Origin of the sequence: Kribbella sp. NPDC049174, assembly GCF_043197365.1 — a bacterium.
Taxonomy (GTDB): domain Bacteria; phylum Actinomycetota; class Actinomycetes; order Propionibacteriales; family Kribbellaceae; genus Kribbella.
Genome location: NZ_JBICSZ010000002.1, coordinates 1183388 through 1206100, shown reverse-complemented (window position 1 = coordinate 1206100; position 22713 = coordinate 1183388). Strand labels below are relative to the sequence as shown.

The following is a 22713-nucleotide window of genomic DNA, read 5'->3' as shown; positions in this document are numbered from 1 at the left end:
CACGGGCGGCCTCGGTGGGATCCACCAGCTGAAGCGGCCGCTTTGTCGGATTCGACAAAGCATCTCGGTGCGACGGGCCTATTCTCGATGTATGCACGGTTCGGTCAGCCCCGCGGAGTCAATTCCGTCGGCCACCTTTGTGGTGCCCGTCGAACCACCCACGGATGCCGCCGACCGGACGTTGAGCGGGATCCTGGACACACTCGGCCGGCACGCCCTGCACCTGGTCGCCGACGCCGGCCGCCTGGGCGAGCAGCTCGGCGAGGTCGTCGTCCACGGTCCTGGCGAGCCGGTGCCACCCGCGGACGACGGCGTACTGCTGCTGACCGGGAGCCGTGCCGCCCACCCGCAGACCCTCGACACCATCCGCAGCGCTGGAACGGCGGGTTATCGCGCAGTCGTCGTGAAGGCCTTCGGTGACGACCTGATCGGGCTGGCCCACGTGGCCGACGAGGCCGGGATCGCGTTGCTGAGTACGCCGGACGAGATGGCCTGGCGGCACCTGGACGCGCTGATCACGTCGAGCAAGGCGCCCGCGTTCTCCGACGACACCGACCGGTTCACCTCGATCGGGGTCGGAGACCTGTTCGCGCTGGCGAATGCGATCGCGTCTTCGATCGGCGGCGCGATCACCATCGAGGACCCGACCGGCCGGGTGATCGCGTACTCGAACCTGCCGCACCAGGAGATCGACGAGATCCGCCGACTCGGCATCCTCGGCCGCCAGACACCGGAACGGCCGACGAACTACGAGGAGTATCAGGCCGTACTGCGGTCCGAGAGCCCGGTGTACTTCGAGAGCCCGACCCCCGAGTACGCGAGCCGGCTGGCGTGCGCGGTCCGGGCCGGCACCGAGGCGCTCGGCCTGATCTGGGTGCTGACCGACCGTCCCCCGATCGTGGCCCGGGCCGAACTCGTCCTCGCCGATGCGGCCAAGGCGACCGCACTGCATCTGCTCCGCGCCCGCGGTCAACGCGATCCCGAACGGGCCCAGCGCACCGAGGCGCTCCGGCTGCTGCTCGACGGCGCGATCGCTCCCCGGAGTGCCGCGGCCCAGCTGGGGGTGAAGGCCGAGACGCCGAGCGTCGTACTGGTCATCGCACCCACCGGCGACGACGTCGAGCCGATCCTGGCGGCGGCGAGGATCGTCGACCTGGTCACGCTGTACTGCGAGGCCTGGCACTCGAGCGCGTTGTGCGTGACGGACTCCGGCGTCGTCTATGCCTTCCTTCCCACGCGGACGACGGACGAGCCGTCACCCCGGCTGCTGAAGCTGGCCGAGGATCTGGCCGCGACAATCGAGCGGTCCGGGCGACTCAACGTGCTGGTCGGGATCGGGACGTGTGCATCCGGGCTGGCCGAGGTCGCCGAGTCGCGAGCGATGGCGGATCGGGTGCTGGCCGTGCTGACCGGGCGGGGTGATGCGTCGACGAGGGTGGCCAGTGTCGAGCAGGTCCGGACCGAGGTCGTGTTGCGGACGGTGGCTGAGCAGGGTGCCGCGGACCAGAGTCAGCTGCTCGGTCCGGTGCGAGCGATCCTGGAGCACGATGCCGCCCACGGGACGGTGTACGCCGAGAGCCTGCTGGTCTATCTGAGTTCGTTCGGGGATGTCGTCCGGGCCGCCGAGAAGCTCAACATCCACGAGAACACCATGCGCTACCGCATCCGCCGGGTGGAGGCACTCTTCGACCTGGCCCTCGACGACGGCGATCAGGTCCTCGCGATCTGGCTCCAGCTCCGGCTCCTGCGTCTCCTGGGCTGACTGTCGAGGACGACAACCGGCCGTGCCGTTTCGTTGGCTGACGACGATGTCCGGGCCGGGCCGGCTGCCTACCGTTCTCGGCATGCAGCCCATCACCTTCCAGCAGGTTCGGCTCGGCAGCGGTGGACCGATCACCGACGTCCGCATCGACGGCGGTCGCGTGGTCGAGATCGGCGATCTTCGACCGGGATCCGGCGATGACGTCCTTCACCACCCGGGCGCCACCCTCATGCCCGGCCTGGTCGACGGCCACGTGCACAGCGCGCAGTGGGCCGAACGCCGGCGCCGGATCGACGTACAGCGTGCTCACTCCCCCGCCGAGACGGTCGAGCTCATCGCTACGGCTCTCCGCGGGCGGTCGGCGCCGGTGAACGGTGAGGTCGTGATGGCCCACGGGTTCCGGGACGGGTTGTGGAGTACGCCGCCACACAAGGACCTGCTGGAATCCGCGATGCCCGGCGTCCAGGTGGCGGTGATCAGCCAGGATCTGCATGCGATCTGGCTCAGCCCCGCGTTGCTGTCCCGGCTCGGTCGGGACCACGAGACCGGCGTACTGCGGGAACAGGATTGCATCGACCTCAACTACGAACTCTCCCGCGACGTCGCGCCCGAGCTGGTGGACCGATGGGTGCTCGAGGCAACCGCAGCCGCGGCGGCGCGCGGGATCACCTCGATCGTCGATTTCGAGTACGCCGACAATCGGACCGACTGGATGCGCCGCGCCGAGCAAGGCGCCGTACCGCTGCGGGTGAAGGCGTCGGTGTGGAAACCGTGGCTGGACGAGACCATCGAGCGCGGGTTGCACACCGGCGACGTACTCCGGGATCTGATCGAGGTCGGGCCGTTCAAGCTGGTCGCAGATGGTTCGCTCAACACTCGGACTGCGTACTGTCACGACCCTTATCCGGAGGCCGTTGCCGGGGAGAAGCACGGGTTGCTGCTGATCGACGAGGAGGAACTGGTCCGGTTGATGACCGTTGCCTCCCGCAACGGGCTGGCGCCGGCCGTGCACGCGATCGGCGACCATGCCAACACGATCGCCCTGAACGCCTTCGAACGCGTCGCCTGCACCGGCCGGATCGAACACGCCCAGCTCGTCCGGCCCGAGGACGCACCCCGGTTCGCCCGGCCCGGTCTGGTCACCTCGGTCCAACCCCAGCATGCGATGAGCGACCGTGACGTCGCCGACCGGCACTGGCCCGGCCGGACCGCGACCGCCTTCCCCTACGGCTCACTCCTCCGCGCCGGCGCGACCCTGGAGTTCGGTTCCGACGCCCCGGTCTCGGAACCAGATCCCTGGCACGCCATCGCCGACGCCGTCCACCGCACCGACGACGACCGCGCACCCTGGCACGTCGAACAGGGGATCCCGCTGAACGCCGCCCTCGAAGCAGCCACCGCCGGCCGTACGACGATCAGCGTCGGAGACCCGGCCGACCTCGTCCTGCTCCCCGACGACCCGATCCACCTCTCCAATCCCGACCTGCGCACCCTCCCGGTCCTGGCGACACTGGTCGCCGGCAGGTTCAGTCACCGGGCCGAGGACTAGAGAGCTGAGGGCTAGAGGGCTAGGGGCTAGAGGGCGCCGTCGAGGTAGCCGATCTCGGGGTGCCACCGGTTGCCCGCGTGGCGGTTGAGAGCTGCGGTGAGGTCGGCGTGCTGGTCCTCGGTCAGCGGGCCGAGGACGCACAGCGGGATGCTGCCGTCCGGCCGGACAAGGGGGAACTGCGAGTGGCTCCAGCCCGCGGGCCGGAAGCGGCCGGAGAACGGCGCGTCCTGGGTGAAGCGAATGTGGACCCCGGACGGGCGGTTCAGCATCTTCACCCGGATCTCCTCCAGCGTGACCATCTTGACGTGGTTCCACGTGAACGTCCGGCGACCGGACGGCCCGGTCGCAGCGGTCGCGCCGCTCGCGTCGGTCGTGGTGATGCCGTCCGGGCCGACCCGCAGCGACCACGGCTGGGTCACGCGCGGCCGGCCGGCCAGCCTCGTCACCACCAGGGCGAGGATCAGGCTGCCGATGATGCCGACGACCGAGATCTGGCGTCCATCGGCCGGCGAATGCAGCAGGAAGTCGATCCAGGCACCCGGCTTCCAGTCGACGCTGCCGTAGATCGACGGCATCACGTACGACATGATCACGAAGAACAGCAAGAGCAGCCAGCAGAACCAGACAGCCACGGTGAGCCACACGCTGCGGCCGCCGGAGCGCGCGTCCTCGCCCCACCCGATCTCGAACGAACCGTCGTTCCCCGGCATGCGCCTGGTGGGCTGGACGAAGTCGGGGCCCTTGGCAACGACAGTGGTCGCGTCGGACAGGTCCAGTACGTCGAGAGCGGTGCGAAGTCGGGCGATCCGCTCAAGGACCTCGGCGGCCTTCTGCGGGCGCTGGTCCGGGTCACGTCGCAACAGGTCGTCGACCAGATGCACCACTGCCGGCGGGAGGTCCGGCCGCAGCGAGGCGACCGAAAGAGCCGGCTCAGTCAGCTTGCGCTGTACGACGGCGAAGCCGTTCGGACCGGTGAACGGCGGCTGGGCGGTCAGCAGCGTGAACAGCACGCCGCCCAACGCGTACAGGTCGGAGCGTTCGTCGCCGCGCTCGGTGCCGAACTGCTCGGGGGCGCCGTACTCCGGCGTGCCCGCGGTCGGGAGATCGGCCGAGCGCGCGACCGTGAAGGTGGTCTGCACGAACCCGGCGATGCCGAAGTCGACCACCTTGACCCGGTCGTCCGCGGTGAGCATCACGTTGAGCGGCTTGATGTCGTAGTGGATGACGTGCGCCTTGTGCGCGGCGACCAACGCGGCACAGATCTCCTGCGCGATCTCCAGGGCCCGTCCGGGCGCCAACGGGCCGGACGAGCGGAGGTGCGCGGCGAGCGTCGCACCCTCGACTCGCTCCATCACCAGATAGAGGTGGTCCTTGTCGACGCCGCGGTCGTGGAGAGCGACCACGTTCGGGTGGTTGATCTGCGCGGCGGCGACGGCTTCCCGGTCGAAGCGCTGTACGAGGTCGGGGGTGACGGCGTCGTCCAGGGCCAGGAACTTGACGGCCACATCCCGGCGGAGCTCACGATCCCGGCAGGTCCAGACCTCGCCCATACCGCCCCGGCAGAGCCTTGCGACCAGCTCGTAACGCCCAGCGATCAAGTCACCACGATGCACACCTCAGCCTACTGTTCGCCGAGGGTCCAGGGTTCACCTGCCCGTGATGTCGGCGCACAATCGAAGCAGGGGGAAGGAGCGGATGATGTGGCAGCCGGATGGGTGGGACGTTCGGGTTCGGCTCGGGGTGCTGACACCGCACGGTGATGTCGGGCCGGAGTCCGAGTTGCAGGCGATGGCTCCGGAGGGGGTGCGCGTGCACGCGGCGCGGGTTCCGTTCGGGGCGATGACGACCGGCGGAGTGATGGATCCGACCATCCCGCTGGCGCCGGTCCAGGCATTCGTCGAGCCGCCGTACATCGACGAAGCCGTGTCCCTGCTGGCGGCCGCACCACTGGCTGCCATCGGCATCGGGTTCACCAGTTCGGCGTACGTCGTCGGCGCGGATGGTGAGCAGAAGGCGCTCGACCGGCTGATGCAGCACAGCGCGGGTATCCCGGTCGTCGCGACGTGCGCGTCGGCCGTGGCCGGGCTCAAGAAGCTGAATGCCCGCCGGATCGCGCTCTACGATCCACCCTGGTTCGATGCCGAGCTCAACCGTCTCGGGGCCGACTACTTCATCTCGCAGGGGTTGGACGTCGTCGTCCACGCACCCTGCGGTCTACCGAGCAGCCAGCGCAGCATCAACCCGTCCGAACTGTTCGCCTGGATCACGAAGCACACACCGGACGAGGCCGACGCCGTCTTCATCGGCGGCAACGGCTTCCGCAGCGTCGGCATCATCTCCGCCCTCGAACAGGACCTCCGCCGCCCGGTCCTCACTGCCAATTCCTCACTTCTCTGGGGCCTGCTGCAGGCAGCCGGTTCGGCAGCAACTCCCACCCACTACGGCGAACTCTTCGCCCCAGAGCGGGTTTAGGTTCGGAAGGGCCCGCGGTCTGGCAGACTGGCCGCCCTGTCGCGTGGGAGGTGCTGGGGTGGTTGCGGATCTGCCGGGGCAACTTGTCCGGACCAAGCGGTTCAGGGCCGGTGTGCCCAGTCACCTGGAGGTCGTCGGGGCGGGGCGGTTCGTCGTGTTCCTACGAGACGACGCACTTTGGGCGTACGACGTTCAGTCGAAGCGTGAGCGGCGAGTCGGACCGGCCACGTCGTACCACGCGAGTGAGTCGATCCTGGTCGTGTTGCGGGAGCGGGACGCGTTCGTGGCGGACCTCGTCGGTGAGCTGTTCGATCAGCTGCCGATCGAGGAGGTGGCCGCGGCTCGGATCGATCCGACCGGGAAGACCGTCGCTTTCGTCCGGGACCGGGCGCTGCGGGTTATCGGTGTCGACGGGAGCGGCGAGCGGGTGCTTGCCGAGGACGACGACGAGAACGTGTTCTGGGGGCTGGCCGAGTTCAGTGCCTGGATGTCGATGGGACGCGGCGAGGGTCTGTGGTGGTCACCTGACGGGCAGCGGATCCTGGCCGCGCGGGTGGACGAGAGCCAGGTCCAGTTGCGGTATCTCGCGGATCCGGCCGATCCGACGTCGGAGGCGCGGCCGTTCCGCTACCCGGCCGCCGGGACGCCGAACGCGGACGTCCGGTTGTTCGTACTCGACCTCGACGGTGCACAGCGTGAGGTGCAGTGGGATCGGCAACGGTTCGAGTACATGGTCCGCGCCGGGTGGACGGTCGAGCGGCCGCTGATCGTCGTACAGACAAGGGATCAGCGGTGTGTGCAGGTGCTCGAGGTGGATCCCGGATCGGGCCGGACCACGCTGGTGCGCGAGGTGACGGATCCGCAGTTCGTCGCCGTACCGGAGCAGACGCCGGCGCAGACCGCGTCCGGCCGGCTGGTGTGGATCGAGCGGGATCAGGCCTGTGACACGTACCGGCTGGTGATCGGCGACGAAGTGGTGACGCCACCGGGCCTGCAGGTCGACGAGCTCCGCGAGGTCAGCGGTGAGACGGTGACGTTCCTGGCCCAGACCGATCCGACCGAGGTCCACCTGTATGTCTGGGACGGCGCCGTCCGGCGGCTCACCGAGGAGCCCGGCGTCCACAGCGGATTGGTTGCCGACGGCACGATTGTGATCGACTCGCGGACCCTGGCCGGCCGGCGGATCACGGTGAACGGGCAGGCGCTGGAGTCGTTCGAGGAAGAGCCGGTGCTGGCCCTGCGGGTCGAGTTCGTCAGGTCGGGGCCGAAGGAGTTGCTGACCGCGGTGTTCCGGCCGTCCTGGCACGAGCCGGGATCGTCGAAGCTTCCGGTCCTGCTGACGCCGTACGGCGGTCCAGGAGTACAGATGGCGCTGAAGTACCGGCCGCCGCAGCACCTGGTCTCGCAGTGGTTCGCCGAGCACGGGTTCATCGTCCTCAGCACCGACGGCCGCGGCACCCCGGGGCGCGGCCCGGCCTTCGACCGGGCGACCGTCGGCGACATCCTCGAGCCGGTGCTCGACGACCAGATCGAGGCCCTGCGCTCTCTTGCGGAGAGGTACGGCGACCTGGACCTCGATCGGGTCGCGATCCGTGGCTGGAGCTACGGCGGGTACCTGTCGATCGGCGCGGTCCTGCATCGGCCGGACGTCTTCCACGCCGCGATCGGCGGAGCCGCCCTCACTGACCAGCGCGGCTACGACACCTACTGGAAGGAGCGGTACCTCGGCCACCCGGACAGCAACGCCGAGGTGTACCGCCGTACGTCGCATCTCCCCTATGCCGCCAACCTCGACCGCCCACTCCTGATGATCCAGGGTCTGGCCGACACCAACGTCTGGGCCACCCACGCGATCCGCTTCTCCGGCGCACTCAACGCTCTCGGCAAACCCCACGAACTGGTCCTCCTCCCAGGCGAAGGACACGGCCTCACCAACCCCAGCACCATCGAAAACCTCCTCCACCGCGAGCTAGCCTTCCTCCAACAACACCTCACCTGAGCACCCCTCGCAGCCTGCTCCGCGCGCTCCTCCGTCGCGTGCTACGCCCGCAGCCCCACCCACCCATTTTGCGCTCGCAATGCTCGCTGGGTGTGCTCGCGCTGCTCGCGGAATGACTGCGGGTGGTGCCGGGTGGCGTGGATGCCGGAGTGGGCTGCGGTGACGCCGGGTCGATCAGCCGAGGCGGTCGAGTGACTCGATCAACTGCTGACTGATCTCGTCGCGGTCTGCCATCCAGCGGGGTGGCGGGATGCGGTCGAGCAGGACCAGGATGCGTTCGAAGATGCCTTGTAGTTGGTTGCGGACGACGCTGAGGTTCAGGTCGTTGCCGGCCCAGGTGATGTCGCCGCCGGCCGCGACGTACGCGTCGAGCGTCTTGGTGCCGAACATGTGAGCCATCCGACCCGCCTCCAGCGCAGCGCTGTCGGACCGCACACTGTCCCAGTCGATCAGCACCGGGCCGCTCGCCGTCATTAGTAGGTTGTGGGACTTGACATCGCCATGCGTCATCACGACGTCCGGCGCGGTCTCGCACACCTCCTCGATCCGGGCGGTCAACTCGAGGATCCGCGGCAACCGTTCCCAGGCCCGCACCGACCACGGCTCACTCCGCTGTCGCGCCTCGGTGAACCACTCCTCCCAGTCGGATCGCGGCCTGATCGCCGCACGCCACCACTCCGGCAGACCGACCTGATCCAGTGGCTGCAACTGGTGGACCATCGCCAGCGTCCGGCCGAGCCATTCGGCGATGTCGTCCTCGGGTCGGATCGCCCGACTCTCGATCCACCGATGCACGCGGAACAGCCGATCCTCGATCCGCGTCACCCAGCCGAGCACCGGATCGACCGGCGGCACCGGCTCGGCCAGGGCGATACCGGCCGACAGCGCGCGCTGCTCGAAAGACATCGCCACTGCGAGCTGGTCGAGCAGACCGCCGGAGGTGAACTGACCGCCCGTGGACGGCCAGTAGCCCTTCACGAAATAGCTGCCCGACCCCGTCTCCAAGCGCCAGGTATCCGTATCGCCCCGACGGACCAGCACGAGCTCGCCGGCCGGCGCACCGAGATCGAAGGCGGCGGCGATCACGTCCGCTGTCGGTAGGTACACGAACGCTCTCCGTCATCCGGGACCGGGCCACCCAACCTAGCAAGTAAGCTGCAATTGGGTTGCTGCTCGGGGGACGCACAACTGCAGGGGGGAACTGCACATGAGTGACTTTGGCGTGCCACGCTGTCACCGGACCGGACCGGAGTCCCGCCCATGACGGCGATCCGCCGGATGCTGGTGTGGATCTCGGGAGCTTCAGCCGGTCTCGGTGCCGCGCTCGCGGCGACGCTGATCGGCGACGCGGAGATCGTCGACCTCTCCCGCCGCGGCGGTACGCCGGGAACACAGCACGTCGCGGTCGACCTCGCCGACCCGGCGTGCTGGCCGGTCGTCGAGGCGGACTTCCGCCGCCGGCTGGCCGGCTTCGACGGCGACACGGTGGTCTTCATCCACAACGCCGCCACGCTGACACCGTTGGGTCCCGCCGGTACGACCGACACCGCGGAGTACACGCGGAACGTGCTGCTCAATTCGGCGGCCGCGCAGGTCCTCGGACACTCGTTCCTGCGCGCGGTCGCCGGCCACGACTACGAGCAGCACCTCATCATGGTGTCATCGGGTGCGAGCCAACGACCGCACGAGGGCGAGTCCAGCTACGGAGCCGGCAAGGCGGCGATCGACCAGTGGGTCCGAGCGGTCGGCCTGGAACAGCAACGCCGGCATCCGGGGTGCCGGGTCCTCTCGGTCGCACCGGGTGCGATCGACACCTCGATGCAGGCCGAGCTCCGGGAGTCCAGTGACGAACAGTTCCCGGAGGCTTATCGCTTCCGCGATCTGGAGGCACACGGCGGACTGGCGAAACCGGAGGATGTCGCCCGGACGATTTGGTCGTTGCTCGACCGCGACGTCCCCAACGGCACCGTCCTGCACATCAAGGACCTCAGCTGACGGGCCGCCTCCGCGGGCAGTGGCTGCTTCCGGCCGATCGCGACGTTATTCCGTGTCGTCCGTGGATCGCACCGAACGCGCCAGCCGGTGCACCTGAGGACGCGTCGCCGGGTACAGCTCGGTGAAGGTCCGGAACAGTGTCGAGTACGCGGTCGCCGTGGACGGATCCGGTCCGACCGTGTGATCCAGCCGGGCCCAGTCGGTCTCCGGCGGGACGAGACCGACTCCGATCGCCGCGAGCAAAGCATCGCCGTACGACGCTCCGATCGTCTGCGCCGGCACCTGCTGCTCCAGCCCGCACACATCACTCACGATCTGCGTCCAAAGCCCGCCCTGCGTACCGCCGCCGACCGCCACGATACGTGTCGGCTGCCCGGCCGCCTCCTCGAACGCACCGACGATCTGCCTTACCCCACAGGCGATTCCCTCGTACGCCGCTCGCAGCAGATGACCACGTCGATGCCGCAGAGTCAGTCCGGCGATGACGCCACGCGCCAGCGGATCGTAGATCGGTGTCCGCTCCCCACTGAAGTACGGGAGCATCACCAACCCCTCACTACCCGCCGGAACCGCAGCAGCCTCAGCGACGAGCGTCTCGAACGGCACACCACCGGTCAGATCCTGCAGCCAGGTGGCGATGGTGCCGGACGTCGCCATACCTGCTGCCAGCGTGTGCGACGACGGCTCGACGCCCGACGTGGTCCACAGCCCGCGCACACTCGTCGGCGCTGTCAACACCTGCACGAAGAACATGGTGGAGCCGTACATCAGCATCAGATCGCCAGGACGCCGTACGCCGACGCTGAACGCCTCGGCCCATGCGTCGACCGTGCCCGCCACGACCGGCGTACCCTCAGCCAACCCGGTCGCGGCGGCTGCCTCGCTCTGCACGACCCCGACCTGCTGCGAAGGCCACACCAGTCTTGGAAGTGCCAGACCGGGCAGCACCTCCCCGACCCAGTCCGTCGCCCACTCCTGCTTGCGGATGTCGTAGAAGGGGTCGCACTGACTGGCCGTGTGGTGGTCGAGCACCCACTCACCCGTCAGCCGCGCGACGACGTACGTGTGCGCACTGAACCACCGGTCCGTCGGTTGCCACTCGCTGCCGGCCTCCCGGCGCAACCAGGCCAGCTTGGGCCCGATCGCCTGACTGGACAGGTCTTTCCCACACCGCTCGAGGATCGCGTCGGCTCCGAGTTGCTCAGTGATCTCGGTGATCTCCCGTGTCGCCCGCGTGTCGACGCCATACAGGATGGCCGGTCGCCGCGGTCGCAGGTCGTCGTCGGCCTGTACGACGCACGGCCCGAGCCCTGAGACGCAGACAGCCAGGATCCGGTCACCCGCCGAGGTCAGCTCCTGCAGTACGTCGGCGACGTCGCCCCACCAGTCGCGCTCGGCGTCCATCTCCGCCCAGCCCGGCTGCGGGAGGCTCGGCGCGTGATCCCGGCGCGCAGCCGCCTTCACCGTGCCGTCGAGGGTGGTCAAGACAGCCTTGGTACTCCCCGTGCCGATGTCCACTCCGATGACGTAGTTCATGCGGCCAGCCTTCCGTCCGGGGAGCAGTGCGGATAAGGTAGCCCTCGCAGCCTGCTACGCGCGCTCCTAATGAGTGCTGCGCCGGGAGCCCCACCCGCCCTTTCGCGCTCGCGCTGCTTCGCTGAGTGCGCTCGCGCTACTCGCTGGGGTGCGCTCGCGGTGCTCGCTCAATCGACCACGGGTGATCGCAGGCCGGCGTGGTGCCCGGAGCCGACTGTGTTGCGGGTCACCGATCGACTGCAGATGTGCACTGGTCAGGAGCCGCAACGACCACGCCAGCCGCCTTGAATCAGTTGAGCTTCCAGGGCTTCGGCACCACGTTCTCACTCGCTCAAGATCGTCTGAGCCCGCCCTTGAGTTCGCCGATGACGACGTCGAGGCCGAGGTGCTCTTGCAGCATGTGCTTGAGGTGGGTGCCTTCGATCAACTGAATCCGGCCGTGTTCGGTGGCGAACTCGTGGGACTGCTTGCCGAACCACGAAGTGGTGACCAGAACTCCCCGGCTCGCCTTCAACTGACCCATCACGCCCGCGAGAGCTCGAACAGCCTCGGTAGAGACGACCCCGCGGTATCGCTTGGCCTGGATGACACAGACACCGCCCATGATCGGATCCTCGTTCACGGCGACGCCGTCCACTCCATCGTCACGGGAAGCCTGGGTCACCCACGACTTCAGTCCCATCGCCTCGAACAACTGCCGAACGAGGTGCTCGAACTCGGTGGGGTCGAGGTCGAGAAGGACGCGTCGACTGTCCAGACCGGACGCGGCATCATGTGCATCGACGAACTTGTACCGGGACAGGTCCGGATCGAAGACCGGGCGAACGGCCTCGAGATCCCAAGGATGCTTGGAGACCAAAGCGTTCAGATGGCGGAGACACTGGCCTGGATCCAGGTCCGTCAGCACCAGATCGCCGAACTGTTCGCGGGTTGTGATCAGGCTGATCAGGCAGGGTTGCTCGGGTTTGCCGGTGGCCCGATTCCGGGTGGAGACATGCGCGCTGACAGCAACCTCGCTGACGAGATCCTTGCTTGCGACATCGAACACGTCCCGCATGGTGCGGAGCACCAGTTGGGCGACCAGATCGCTGTAGCGCTGGTTGATCTCTCGTGCCGGCCGGGGCTTCGCAGCGATCTCATCCTTCGCCCGAACGTAGCGATGCTCAATCTCCGGCGGGATGACGTCGACGCCCGGAAGCTCCATCACCACAAGGAGCCGATGAATGTCCGGCTGATAGGCAACCTCCACATCAGCAGGAACACCGGTCGGGAGCGTCCGCGATTCGAGCGTCAACTCCAAGTAGTCGTTCACCGCTTCCGGCTGCCGCTTCTTGTAGGCCTGTTCGAACGCGTCGACCTTCGCGTTGGCCTCATCAGCCCGGCGCCGGGCGGCGGCAACTTCAGCCATGTGTCGCTGCTCAGCTTGTCTGAGACGCTGCTGCCGGTTGACCTCATCGGCCTGATGCCGTGCCTGGGCCTGTTCGAACCTGGCTCGCGCCTCCAACGCGGCACGCTCGAGCTGTTGCTTCTTGAACATCCGCTGCACGGCGCCCGCCAGCGTAGGAGCGAACTGTTCCCAGATCGGCGGCGGTATCGGTGTGGCCAGCGGACCGGGCTCGAAGCGAGGAAGCTCCGGAGTCCTCCGGAGCGCGGCGAAGGGGACTCGAGCCGACCGGTGAAGGCTGCTGACGAGAACCGACTCAAGCTCGCCGATGCGTGCGGTCAGGTCACTGTTCAATGCGTTGACCTCGGCCTGCCTTGCCTGGAGGTACCTTGCCGCCGCCTCCCTGGCAGCCTGCTTGTCGGCCCGTTCCGCCTCCCGGGCCAGGCGCTCTCCCTCCCGGCGCGCTTGGGCCACGAGGCGCTCACGTTCCTTCTGCTCGCGGGCGGCCTGCCGCTGCTGCAGGTTTCGCTGATGTTCCAGCTCGGCGAAGAAACCTCTGCGACGCCCCATCGCTCCCCCTGAATCAAACGTTCGGTGACTCAGCTAGTCCGCAATCTCACTGTAGGTGTCGACTCTCTGCCAACGCAGAAGTCCCGGCGCGTCTCCGTGTGCCGGGGTTTGGAGCAATTCCGGTCAAGCGCGGACGGCGGTCACCTTGGCACGATGGGGTGATGGGGATCGACGCGTTCGACGCTTTTCTCGGCGTGGTGGCCGGGGCGCTGGACGACGCCGATGTTGACGGAGAGGAGCTGGCGCGGCGGGTCGGGTTGTCGCGGTTTCATTTGGATCGGGTGGTGGCGGCTGCGGCGGGTGAGTCGCCGGGGCGGTTGCGGCGGCGGGTGCTGTTGGAGCGGGCGGCGTACCGGTTGCTGACGACAACGTCGTCGATCCTCGATGTTGCTGTTGAGGCTGGGTATGGGACGCACGAGTCGTTCACTCGCGCCTTCACCCGGACCTACGGGGTCGCGCCGGCTGCGTGGCGGCGGCAGCCGACGCGGTTGCAGGTCGGGGCGCCGAGCGGCGTCCACTTCCATCCACCGGCCGGGATTCGCGTACCGGCCAGGAAGAAGGTGAGTTCGATGGACATCCTGACCCGGATGGTCGAGCACCACGTGTGGTTCGTGGGCGAGCTGATGACGCGGGCCGCGACACTGCCCGCCGAAAGGCTCGACGCACCGATCGAGCTGTCCGTCGAAGGCGTCGACGACGATCCGACGGTACGGCGACTGCTCGCGCGACTGGTGACGCAGTTGGAGATGTGGAGCGCGGCGATCGCCGGTCGACCCTACGAGTTCGGCGCCGAGGAGCAGCCATCGATTGCCGAGCTGCGCAGTCAGCTGGCCGTGGCTGGTCCCGAGTTCCTGGAACAGGTGCGCTCGGTCTGCGACGAAGGGCGGCTGGATGAACTGATCGTCTGCCCGGGTGAGACGGTCGAGATCTACACGTTCGGGGCGGTGATCGGACATGTGCTCACGTTCGCGGCCCATCGCCGCATTTTGGTCGCCGGCGCCTTGGCCGACGAGGGTTTCACCGACCTCGACAGCGGTGACCCGATCCGGTGGATGAGCAACCGTTAGTTGTCGGAGGGAGCAGCTCTCGCAGCCTGCTACGCGCGCTCCTCGTCGCGTGCTTCGCCTGCAGCCCACCCAGCATCGAGGAGACGCGAGTTGAGGCGCATGGGCCGGCCGCGGTTCTGCTATTGACGTACGAAGCGCAGGCTGCCGACTGTTCGGACTCGCCCGAGGCCCCGTTGCATCGACAGCGGGCGCAACCGGGCCACAGATCTCAGAACCGCGCGTCGCAGGCTCGATTGGGGCACCGATGTGATGACTCAAGACACAGGCGACAGCTGAACCCTACGATTCGTCGCGAAGCCGGTGCTCACACTGCGGAAGGCCGAGCCGACATCGTCGCGATCTGGTGGGTGCGAGCCACGCCGGACCCACTGGCCCGACTTCGCAAGCTTCCTGACACCGCTTAGTATGTCGGGCCAAGCCATGCAGTGCGAGAATCCGGCTGAGTCCTACCGCTCGGCACGGAGAGTCCGAGGCATCCTCCTGGTCAGGGCTAGTTGCGCTGGGTGCAGCTGTCCTCGTGCGATTTGAGTTCTCACGAGGACCTGTTATCAATGCTCTCAGCAGCTGCTGCGAATTTTCTGAGGTATGGCGCGACGGGCCCTTCGGACTTCTTGTCCCAATAATCTAGGAATCCACAGATCTGCGCGGAGCGGCGAGCACGTGATGCTGCAGGACCCCAAAGCAAGAGAGAGTCATGGCGCGGCACATACCGACGTTCGTAGAGGAACCCAAGAACGTTGAGCGTCGACAGAGCGTGATTGACACAGTCACGCGACGATTCATCCAGACTCTCATATGAAGTTCCAGACTCCGCCAGTTCATATACCAGACGTCTTCCGCGTTGCTGTTCGGTCTCCAGGAGCTTGTCGTAGATCGTGAGCAGTAACTGACGTCGTCGACTGATCAGCTCAAAGACGAACGCGCTCAGGCTCACCGCAAGGGCAACAATCGCAACGATCAGGGCCGCGGTTTCCATGAGTCATCCTCTCGCGGGCCTCGGTCCCGGTCTAGGTGGAGTACGGACGCCTCCAGCGCGCTTCATGTGGGCCGTGGTGGCTGTACGACAGGCGCCGCGGGCGACGGGCTAGCCAGCGGTTATGCGCCAGACACTCGGTCATCGGTAGTTGGATTGAGTGGCCGGCGAAGTGTCGTGTTGGTGGGATCCGGCGTGGACAGTGCCGAGCGCCGCCCGCAGTCCGGGTCCGCGCCGGCCTTGATCTGCAGCACACGCCATATCCGGGGCGTTGTCATCGTCGCCAAGTGACCTTCCGAAAGCCCCCGCAGAAGCTCGGGCGTTGAGAGACAATGCCTGAAGGGGAGGCATCTCTCACAAGGGCGGGGCCCGGGGGTCGGAAGCTATGGCGAAGGCGACGAAGGCTCATACAAAGAGACGGCACCTGGAGAGCTGGCAGGCGTTGTTGGCCGCGGCGGTCGCCGCGCTTGCGAGCATCGCGGTTGCCTTCATCGGGCTCGCAGGTCAAGGCGGCACACAGCCAAGTGCGGTGGAACCGTCCGAATCCACATCGAGCAAGTCGGCCCCGGACGGGCCCGAGATCGCCATTACCTCCTGGTCCGAAAGGCCATTGCCGCCTCCGCCAGGCCGGCGCTACGAGTTCACAGGCACCGCACGGAACATGCCTAGGAAGGCTTCATGGATCTTCGTCGTTGCCCGGCGGCCACCGCCTGACTCCGATGCGACCCCCCGATTGGCTGGCGACGCGTGGTTGGTGTCCCCAACCACCACAGCGAGGACCGACGGGACATGGACGATCCACTGGGACGTCCCAAATCCTCCTGCCGAGGCGCAGTGGATCGCCGTAGTGTGGCTCGATCAGCCGAGTTCATGCCCGTCGAACCTCAAATGCGCTCCATCTTTCCTCGCTGAACTTCGATCCCGAGGGCCGGAGGCCTCAGGCGTGCTGGCCGTCGCCACTGCTGCACCTGACGCCCGCCGAGCAGCGTGATCGGTGGCGCGAAATTCCACTCAGCGCAATGCGCGCGCCTCAGCCCCACGGGCCAGCGGAATTTCGCACATTCTCGGCCTCCTATGCAGGTCAAGCGTGGTGCTATTCGTGGTGCGTAACTGAGGGGACTGGCGATGTTAGAAGGCGGATCTCGAAGCTGCGCAGGCTCAAGTCGACCAGTGGTGGCTTGACCAAGGCTCTAGAGGGCGGGCGGGGCTGCCGGCGAAGCACGCGACGGAGGAGCGCGCGAAGCAGGCTGCGAGGGCTACTCGTCAGACAGCCGAGTCAGCAGGCGCAGCAACTCGGCCTGCTCGCCGGCTTCGAGCCGTTCGACCAGGGAGACCATGGCGTCGCGCCGGAGGCGCCGGATGGTGGCAAGGACTTTCGCCCCAGCCGGCGTGAGGTCGACCAGCGTCGCGCGCCGGTCGTCCGGGTCGGGTTTGCGGGCGACCAGGCCGGCCGCTTCCAGGTCGTCAACCACCGAGGTCGCCGATCGCGGGACGATGCCGAGTTGGTTGGCGAGCTCGCTGAGCCGGAGGGCGCGGTCGGCGTTGTCGAGGGTGCGCAGGACCCGCAGCTGTCCGTGGGTGACGTCGAGGTCCGCCTTCGATGCGCGGCGCTGGCGGCGGACGAGGCCGTCGAGGAGCGCTGCGATCTGTTCAGCGGTGTCTTCCGGTGCGGGCACGAGCAGAGCCTAGTCGGTAGTCATCTTGTGAGTTTAGCTCATAGTGAGCTAACCTCAGTATATCTGCTCCCCGAGCGAAAGGCTCCTATGTCACAGATCTCAGGGCTCCCGGGCGGAGGAGGCGGCGGTGGTCGCGCGATGCGATCGCTGCTGAAGGACTCCTCGGTCCGCAACCGCAAACTGTCCGCCGGCACCTTGCGCCGGATCCTCAAGTTCGCCGTCCCCTACCGCCGCTATCTGGCCGTCTTCCTGGTCCTGGTCGCGATCGACGCGGCCAGCGGCGCCGCCACCCCGCTGCTGTTCCGCGAGATCATCGACCGCGGCATCGTCCCCGGCGACACCCAGGTGGTCGTCTGGCTGTCACTCGTCGTCGCACTGCTGGCGGTCTTCGCCGGCACGATCACGCTGGCCGAGCGCTGGTTCTCCGCGCGGATCGGCGAAGGTCTCGTGTACGACCTGCGCACCCAGGTGTTCGACCACGTCCAGCAGTTGCCGGTCGCGTTCTTCAGCCGGACCCAGACCGGCGCGCTGATCCAGCGCCTGAACGGTGACGTCCTCGGCGCCCAGCAGGCCTTCACCTCGACCCTGTCGAACGTGGTCAGCAACCTGCTCAGCGTCGCCCTCGTCCTCGCCGCCATGTTCGTGATGTCGTGGCAGATCACCCTGCTCGCGCTGGTCCTGCTGCCGCTGTTCATCCTGCCCGCAAGACTGATCGCCGGCCGGTTGCGTGAGGCAACCGCCGAGACGTACCGCCTGAACGCGACGATGGCCCAGACGATGACCGAGCGGTTCAACGTCGCCGGCGCCGTACTGGCGAAGGTGTTCGGGCGGACCGAGGACTCGTCGAAGGATTTCGCCGGCAAGGCGTCGCGGGTCCGCGACATCGGCGTCACCACCGCAATGTACGCCGGGATCTTCCGCGTCTCGCTCACCCTCGTCGCCGCGCTCGCCGTGGCTCTCGTGTACGGCGTCGGCGGTGTGTTCGCCGTCCAGGGCGCACTCGGGATCGGTACGGTCGTCGCACTGACCGCCTACCTCAACCGGCTCTACGGCCCGCTCACCGCACTGTCCAACATCCAGGTCGACGTGATGACGACGCTGGTCAGCTTCGAGCGCGTGCTCGAGGTGCTCGACCTCCCGCCGATGGTTGCCGACCGCAAGGACGCGAAGGAGCTCCCGGCAACGGTCGAGCCGTCGATCGAGTTCGAGCACGTGTCCTTCCACTACCCGTCGGCCGCGGACGTGTCCCTCGCCTCGCTCGAGTCCGTCGCGACCCTGTCCGCCGAGACCGGCGAGGAAGTGCTCAAGGACGTCAGCTTCACCGTCGAGCCCGGTCAACTGGTCGCCGTCGTCGGCCCGTCCGGCGCCGGCAAGACGACCCTCGCGTCGCTGGTCTCCCGGATGTACGACGTGACCGGCGGAGCCTTGCTGGTCGGCGGCCACGACGTCCGCGAGGTCACCCAGCGCTCACTGCGATCCGTGATCGGCGTAGTGACGCAGGATTCGCACATGTACCACGACACGATCCGCTCCAACCTGTTGCTGGCCCGCCCGGACGCCACCGAGGCCGACCTCCGCGCAGCATTGGAAGCGGCCCAGATCGCGCCGCTGATCAACAGCCTGCCCGACGGCCTCGACACAGTGGTCGGCGACCGCGGCTACCGGTTGTCCGGCGGCGAACGGCAGCGGCTCGCGATCGCCCGGCTGCTGCTCAAGGCGCCGTCGATCGTGATCCTCGACGAGGCCACCGCGCACCTCGACTCGGAGTCGGAGGCCGCCGTTCAGGCCGCGCTCGCGAACGCCCTGACCGGGCGTACGTCGCTGGTCATCGCCCACCGATTGTCGACAATCCGCAACGCGGACACGATCCTCGTCCTGGACGACGGCCGGATCCGCGAACGCGGCACCCACGACGAACTGCTCGCCGCCGGCGGCCTGTACGCCGAGCTCTACACCACCCAGTTCGAGAAGGCCGCCTAAGCCTTGGCCTTGGCCTTGACGCCGGCCTTCGCGTTGGCGGGTGCGCGCAGCCGGCGGCGGGTGCCCGGCGCGCTCGCCGGACTGGCCAGCCCCAGCGCACCCAGGAACTGCTCCAGCGTGAACGTCGCCATCCCGAGCGCCACCGCGTTGCCCGGGACGCGCGACGCCTCGACAGTCAGCCCCGGCAGCGAGCCCGGCAGCACATGCTCAGGCAGTTCATCCCGTACGGCGGGAAGCAGCCACTGAGCCAGTGCCTTGGTGGTCCACCCGGTGAGGGTCACATGCGAGATGTTCAGCAGATTGACCAGGTCACCGAGCGACGCCGCCAGGTAGTGCGACGTACGACGGGCTAGCTCCAGCAACGCCGGGTCGTCACTGGCGAGTCCTTCGGCCACGGCGTCGACGAACCCGCGCTGCAACGGCTGCCGGAGCGCCGGATGATCCGGATCGATCTCCGCCAGCGACATCTCCAGGCCGTGGACCCCGAGATAGGCCTCGACGCAGCCGCGTCGGCCGCACCGGCACTGCCGGCCGTCCAACTGCAGCAGGGTGTGACCCCACTCGCCCGCGTTGTTGGCTGCCCCGCGCAGCAGCGAACCGTCGATCGCGATCCCCGCGCCGACACCGGTGCCGAGGTTGACCACGGCCATCGTCTTCGTCTCCCGGCCGACCCCGAACCACATCTCCGACAGTGCGACCGCCTTCAGCGGGTTGTCGACGTACACCGGCATGCCGAGGCGTTCCTCGAGCAGTTCCTCGATCTTGACGTCGTGCCAGTCCCAGTTCGGCGCGAACACCGAGACCCCGGCGTCCGGGCGGACCTGGCCGGGCATGCTCACGCCGGCGCCGATGATGTGGTCGCGCCGGGTGTCGCTGGCCTCGACCGCCGCCTTGATCGCGCGGACGATGCCGTCGACGACGTACGCCGGGTCGTTCTCGTGCTCGTCCAGGGCGACCTCGCTCTGGCCGAGCGGGCCGAGGGTGACGTCGTACACGGTCGCGTCGACGTACGTCTCGGCCACGTCGATCCCGATGATGCGGCCGCGGTCGGGATCGATGCTGAGCCGCTCGTACGGGCGGCCGACCGTGTTCTGCTCGACCGTCGCGATCCGCAGCACGCCCTCGGCCAGGAACTGGGTCACCAGGGTGGCGACGGTCGCCGTACTCAGCCCCGTGTGCTTCGCGATCTCCTGCCGGGTCGACGGACCGAGCGAGAACAGCGCATGCAGGACCTCGAACCGGCTCTCGTTGCGCAGATCACGAGACGTCTGCCTCGGCAACCTTGCCCCCTCAATCAACTCGCAGCGTGCGTAGCTCCGGAGTGCCCGGACCGTCGACGCCCCTGACCAGCAGCGTCAGTCCCGACCATCCCGGCGGAATCCACAGTACGTCGGGATCACCACCGGAGAAGGCCGGACGCTCGCCGGTCCAGACCCGCCCGATGCACTCCCCCGAAGCCCAGCCGGTGACGCGCACCTGCGTGCCCTCGGGCCGGACAACCGATCCATTCTGCAACGTTGGAAGCTGTACGTCGAGCCAGACCTCCTCCCCCGGCTCGAGAGTCAGCGGCAGCTCGACCTCAACCCCAGGACCTCGCTGCTGAGCGAAGGCGGTCAGCAGTTCGTCATCCTGTACGGCGCACGTCCAGTCGGTCACCGGCTGCACAGTGAGCAGCTCGGCGCGGAGACCGCCACCACTCGGGTGGTGCGGCACGGTCACCGAGACCTGCTTGGTCCCGGCGGGCAACAGCACCCACGGGTTCTCGGTGTGGACCGTCACCGGCTCGCCGTCGCCGACCGTCACGCTGACCGGCTCGCGGACGCCCTTCAGGTGGAGCGCGGTCGACGACGAGGAGTCGACGCGGCGGGTGTACGTGATCGGCGTACCGACGCGGGTGCTGCTCCAGCCGGTGAGGCCGCGCAGCGGTGCCGGCTCGCCCGCCCAGTGACCCTCCACCGTCCACAACGCGGAGAAATCCTCGGTGTCGACAATCGTCCACAGCGAGCCGAGGCCCCGCAGAGCGCCGAGCTTGAGCGATGGCAGGCGCGCGTCGTCGAAGTTCGCGTGCCCCCAGATCTCCACCGTCGCGTGAATGTCGCCGGTGAGCTCACGGACGTCGATCCGTTCCGTGGCACCGAAACCAGCAAGCGTTTGAACCCGCCCACCGACCGACAGATCCACAATGTCGGACGCCCCGACGAGGAGCAGTTCGTCGACACCGGTCAGATCGGCCGTCGCCGTGTAGGTCCCGCGGCCTCGATAGACCCCGAGCGACTCCAACGTCGGCGGAAGCTCATGCGTACCGGCCGGCTTGCCCGGAGCCTGAGCCTCCCGTCGCCGGACAGCAGTCACGTCGCGCGGAGCCGTCTGCTCCGGCGGCACGACGTCCGCCGGCGCCTCCACGCTGACCGGCACCCCGTCCACGACCAGGCTGCCGCCGACAGCGATCTCCACCGGTGTGTTGCCGATGACAACAGTGACCGGAACCTTGGACGAGAAGGTCAACCCGTCGTCCGACAGCTCGACCAGATCGGCGGAGGCCAGCGTCAACGTCTTGTCCCGCAGCGGCAAGCCGACCAGCATCAACGGACACGAGTCCGCCGCGACCGCGACGGAGACACCATTGACGATCGCCCGGCCATCCGTCGTACCGAGGTTCGGTACGGCGACCAGCTGCCCGCCACCGTCGAGGTCGAGCACCGACGGCGACGAGGTGGTCGGGAAGTCGGCCCGGATCTCGACGGACCCGGCCGACGTCGCGAGCGCCAACCGCGATCCCAGCGCATCCAGGACACGCGCCAACACCTGCGCCTCGGCGTACTCGGGCCGCTCGGTCCCCGTCGACGACACGTAACCACCGAAGTCGTATCCGTGGCTCATGAAGTTGCCGGGCTGACCCCAGTTGCCGCTCGACGGCGTGTAGCCGAAGTTCCACCCCGACGCCTGCAGGTACGGCGCGATCAGCGACGCACCACTGGCCAGCAACCGTCGCAGCGTCCGGTGCCGCCGGTTCGTCTCGGTGATCAGCAACGGCAACCCGCGATCCGCGAGCAGTTCGGCATACCGCCGTACCTCTGCCTCAATGTGCGGCGAGTCGTCGTTCGGGTAGAAGTTGCACGCGGGTACGACGTCCTGCACGTTGCCGGTGGCACCGAACAGATCACCCTGACCGGCGCAGGCGATCAACGGCACCGTGATGCCGTGGGCAACGGCCTGGTCGCGCAGCGCGGTGATGTAGCCGGTGCGGTCCTCGCAGTCGAAGAAATCGAGCTCGTTCTCCAGCTGGACCATGACGATCGCGCCACCGGCGCCGTACTGACGGGCCGCGAGGATCGGCAGCACCTGGTCGAACCATTCCGACACCCCCGCGAGGAAGCGGGGTTCGTTCTGGCGCACCTGCAACGAGGGATCGAGACCGAGCCAGGCCGGCAACGCACCGCCGTCCCACTCCGAACAGATGTACGGACCGGGCCGGGCGATGACGTGCAACCCGGCCTCGTGTGCGAGATCGAGGAACGCGGCCACGTCGCGCCGGCCGTCGAACGACCAGCGGCCCGGCGCCAACTCGTGGAAGTTCCACGGCAGGTACACGTCCACACACGTGTAGCCCGACGCCTTGACCTGGTCGAGCCGTGCCCGCCACTGCTCCCGGGGCAACCGGAAGTAGAACAGCGACGCACACAGCACGACCTGTGGCTGCCCATCGATCCGGATGCCGCGAGCATCCATTGACACTGCCGTTGACACTGC

At 67.9% G+C, this 22713-nt stretch carries 16 protein-coding genes; 8 read left to right on the top strand and 8 right to left on the bottom strand.

Translation table 11 applies throughout. From position 1 onward, the window contains the following. Positions 1-91: 91 nt before the first annotated feature. Positions 92-1762 (top strand): PucR family transcriptional regulator, encoded by a 1671-nt coding sequence (locus tag ACGFIF_RS16380; protein WP_393155204.1) that lies wholly within the window; start codon positions 92-94, stop codon positions 1760-1762. 82 nt (positions 1763-1844) lie between these two features. Beyond that, positions 1845-3311 carry an amidohydrolase gene (locus ACGFIF_RS16375; protein WP_393155203.1) on the top strand — a complete coding sequence of 489 codons (1467 nt, stop codon included), beginning with the start codon at positions 1845-1847 and terminating at the stop codon, positions 3309-3311. Between the two features lie 26 nt (positions 3312-3337). Here the strand turns inward: ACGFIF_RS16375 and ACGFIF_RS16370 are convergent, their stop codons facing one another. Next, entirely contained in the window at positions 3338-4909 is a 1572-nt protein-coding gene (locus ACGFIF_RS16370) for a serine/threonine-protein kinase (RefSeq protein WP_393155202.1), read from the bottom strand. A 100-nt stretch (positions 4910-5009) separates the two neighbouring features. Between ACGFIF_RS16370 and ACGFIF_RS16365 the strand changes: the two genes are divergently transcribed. Further along, the gene (locus ACGFIF_RS16365; protein WP_393155200.1) at positions 5010-5783 is read left to right on the top strand and encodes a maleate cis-trans isomerase; all 774 of its coding nucleotides are present in this window, start codon (positions 5010-5012) and stop codon (positions 5781-5783) included. A 58-nt stretch (positions 5784-5841) separates the two neighbouring features. Continuing rightward, positions 5842-7782: a prolyl oligopeptidase family serine peptidase gene (locus ACGFIF_RS16360; protein WP_393155199.1), complete on the top strand. Its 1941-nt coding sequence runs from the start codon at positions 5842-5844 to the stop codon at positions 7780-7782. Between the two features lie 174 nt (positions 7783-7956). Here the strand turns inward: ACGFIF_RS16360 and ACGFIF_RS16355 are convergent, their stop codons facing one another. After that, a complete protein-coding gene (locus tag ACGFIF_RS16355) occupies positions 7957-8889 on the bottom strand; it encodes a phosphotransferase (protein WP_393155197.1) in 933 nt (310 codons plus the stop codon). 153 nt (positions 8890-9042) lie between these two features. On the opposite strand from ACGFIF_RS16355, the gene ACGFIF_RS16350 reads away from it, so the two are divergent. Then, the gene (locus ACGFIF_RS16350; RefSeq protein ID WP_393155196.1) at positions 9043-9777 is read left to right on the top strand and encodes an SDR family NAD(P)-dependent oxidoreductase; all 735 of its coding nucleotides are present in this window, start codon (positions 9043-9045) and stop codon (positions 9775-9777) included. 45 nt (positions 9778-9822) lie between these two features. Here ACGFIF_RS16350 and ACGFIF_RS16345 read toward each other — a convergent pair whose 3' ends face one another. Continuing rightward, the gene (locus ACGFIF_RS16345; protein WP_393155194.1) at positions 9823-11313 is read right to left on the bottom strand and encodes an FGGY-family carbohydrate kinase; all 1491 of its coding nucleotides are present in this window, start codon (positions 11311-11313) and stop codon (positions 9823-9825) included. 331 nt (positions 11314-11644) lie between these two features. Then, positions 11645-12721: a restriction endonuclease gene (locus ACGFIF_RS16340; RefSeq protein WP_393155193.1), complete on the bottom strand. Its 1077-nt coding sequence runs from the start codon at positions 12719-12721 to the stop codon at positions 11645-11647. On the opposite strand from ACGFIF_RS16340, the gene ACGFIF_RS16335 reads away from it, so the two are divergent. Together ACGFIF_RS16335 and ACGFIF_RS16330 are read left to right on the top strand one after the other, a co-directional pair. Continuing rightward, a complete protein-coding gene (locus ACGFIF_RS16335; RefSeq protein ID WP_393155192.1) occupies positions 12722-13279 on the top strand; it encodes a hypothetical protein in 558 nt (185 codons plus the stop codon). It begins immediately after the preceding gene. A gap of 149 nt (positions 13280-13428) precedes the next feature. After that, a complete protein-coding gene (locus ACGFIF_RS16330) occupies positions 13429-14334 on the top strand; it encodes a helix-turn-helix domain-containing protein (RefSeq protein WP_393155191.1) in 906 nt (301 codons plus the stop codon). A 532-nt stretch (positions 14335-14866) separates the two neighbouring features. On the opposite strand, the gene ACGFIF_RS16325 is transcribed toward ACGFIF_RS16330, so the two are convergent. Both ACGFIF_RS16325 and ACGFIF_RS16320 read right to left on the bottom strand, forming a co-directional pair. Beyond that, positions 14867-15310 carry a hypothetical protein gene (locus tag ACGFIF_RS16325; RefSeq protein WP_393155190.1) on the bottom strand — a complete coding sequence of 148 codons (444 nt, stop codon included), beginning with the start codon at positions 15308-15310 and terminating at the stop codon, positions 14867-14869. A gap of 1253 nt (positions 15311-16563) precedes the next feature. Continuing rightward, positions 16564-16983 carry a MarR family winged helix-turn-helix transcriptional regulator gene (locus ACGFIF_RS16320; protein WP_393155189.1) on the bottom strand — a complete coding sequence of 140 codons (420 nt, stop codon included), beginning with the start codon at positions 16981-16983 and terminating at the stop codon, positions 16564-16566. 138 nt (positions 16984-17121) lie between these two features. Between ACGFIF_RS16320 and ACGFIF_RS16315 the strand changes: the two genes are divergently transcribed. After that, positions 17122-18963, top strand: coding sequence for an ABC transporter ATP-binding protein (locus tag ACGFIF_RS16315; RefSeq protein ID WP_393155187.1), 1842 nt, complete (start codon positions 17122-17124; stop codon positions 18961-18963). Here the strand turns inward: ACGFIF_RS16315 and ACGFIF_RS16310 are convergent. Together ACGFIF_RS16310 and ACGFIF_RS16305 are read right to left on the bottom strand one after the other, a co-directional pair. Beyond that, on the bottom strand, positions 18960-20243 hold the full coding sequence (locus ACGFIF_RS16310; RefSeq protein ID WP_393155185.1) for an ROK family protein: 1284 nt from the start codon (positions 20241-20243) through the stop codon (positions 18960-18962). The genes ACGFIF_RS16315 and ACGFIF_RS16310 overlap by 4 nt on opposite strands. A 10-nt stretch (positions 20244-20253) precedes the next feature. Continuing rightward, positions 20254-22692: a beta-galactosidase gene (locus ACGFIF_RS16305; RefSeq protein WP_393155481.1), complete on the bottom strand. Its 2439-nt coding sequence runs from the start codon at positions 22690-22692 to the stop codon at positions 20254-20256. Between the last annotated feature and the right edge of the window lie 21 nt (positions 22693-22713).

Excerpts from the sequence above, each read along its gene's own strand:
- ACGFIF_RS16365 (WP_393155200.1), top strand. The coding sequence starts at position 5,010 with ATGTGGCAGCCGGATGGGTGGGACGTTCGGGTTCGGCTCGGGGTGCTG.
- ACGFIF_RS16305 (WP_393155481.1), bottom strand. The coding sequence starts at position 22,692 with ATGGATGCTCGCGGCATCCGGATCGATGGGCAGCCACAGGTCGTGCTG.
- ACGFIF_RS16350 (WP_393155196.1), top strand. The coding sequence starts at position 9,043 with ATGACGGCGATCCGCCGGATGCTGGTGTGGATCTCGGGAGCTTCAGCC.
- ACGFIF_RS16325 (WP_393155190.1), bottom strand. The coding sequence starts at position 15,310 with ATGGAAACCGCGGCCCTGATCGTTGCGATTGTTGCCCTTGCGGTGAGC.
- ACGFIF_RS16345 (WP_393155194.1), bottom strand. The coding sequence starts at position 11,313 with ATGAACTACGTCATCGGAGTGGACATCGGCACGGGGAGTACCAAGGCT.
- ACGFIF_RS16375 (WP_393155203.1), top strand. The coding sequence starts at position 1,845 with ATGCAGCCCATCACCTTCCAGCAGGTTCGGCTCGGCAGCGGTGGACCG.
- ACGFIF_RS16380 (WP_393155204.1), top strand. The coding sequence starts at position 92 with ATGCACGGTTCGGTCAGCCCCGCGGAGTCAATTCCGTCGGCCACCTTT.
- ACGFIF_RS16315 (WP_393155187.1), top strand. The coding sequence starts at position 17,122 with ATGCGATCGCTGCTGAAGGACTCCTCGGTCCGCAACCGCAAACTGTCC.
- ACGFIF_RS16340 (WP_393155193.1), bottom strand. The coding sequence starts at position 12,721 with ATGGCTGAAGTTGCCGCCGCCCGGCGCCGGGCTGATGAGGCCAACGCG.
- ACGFIF_RS16330 (WP_393155191.1), top strand. The coding sequence starts at position 13,429 with ATGGGGATCGACGCGTTCGACGCTTTTCTCGGCGTGGTGGCCGGGGCG.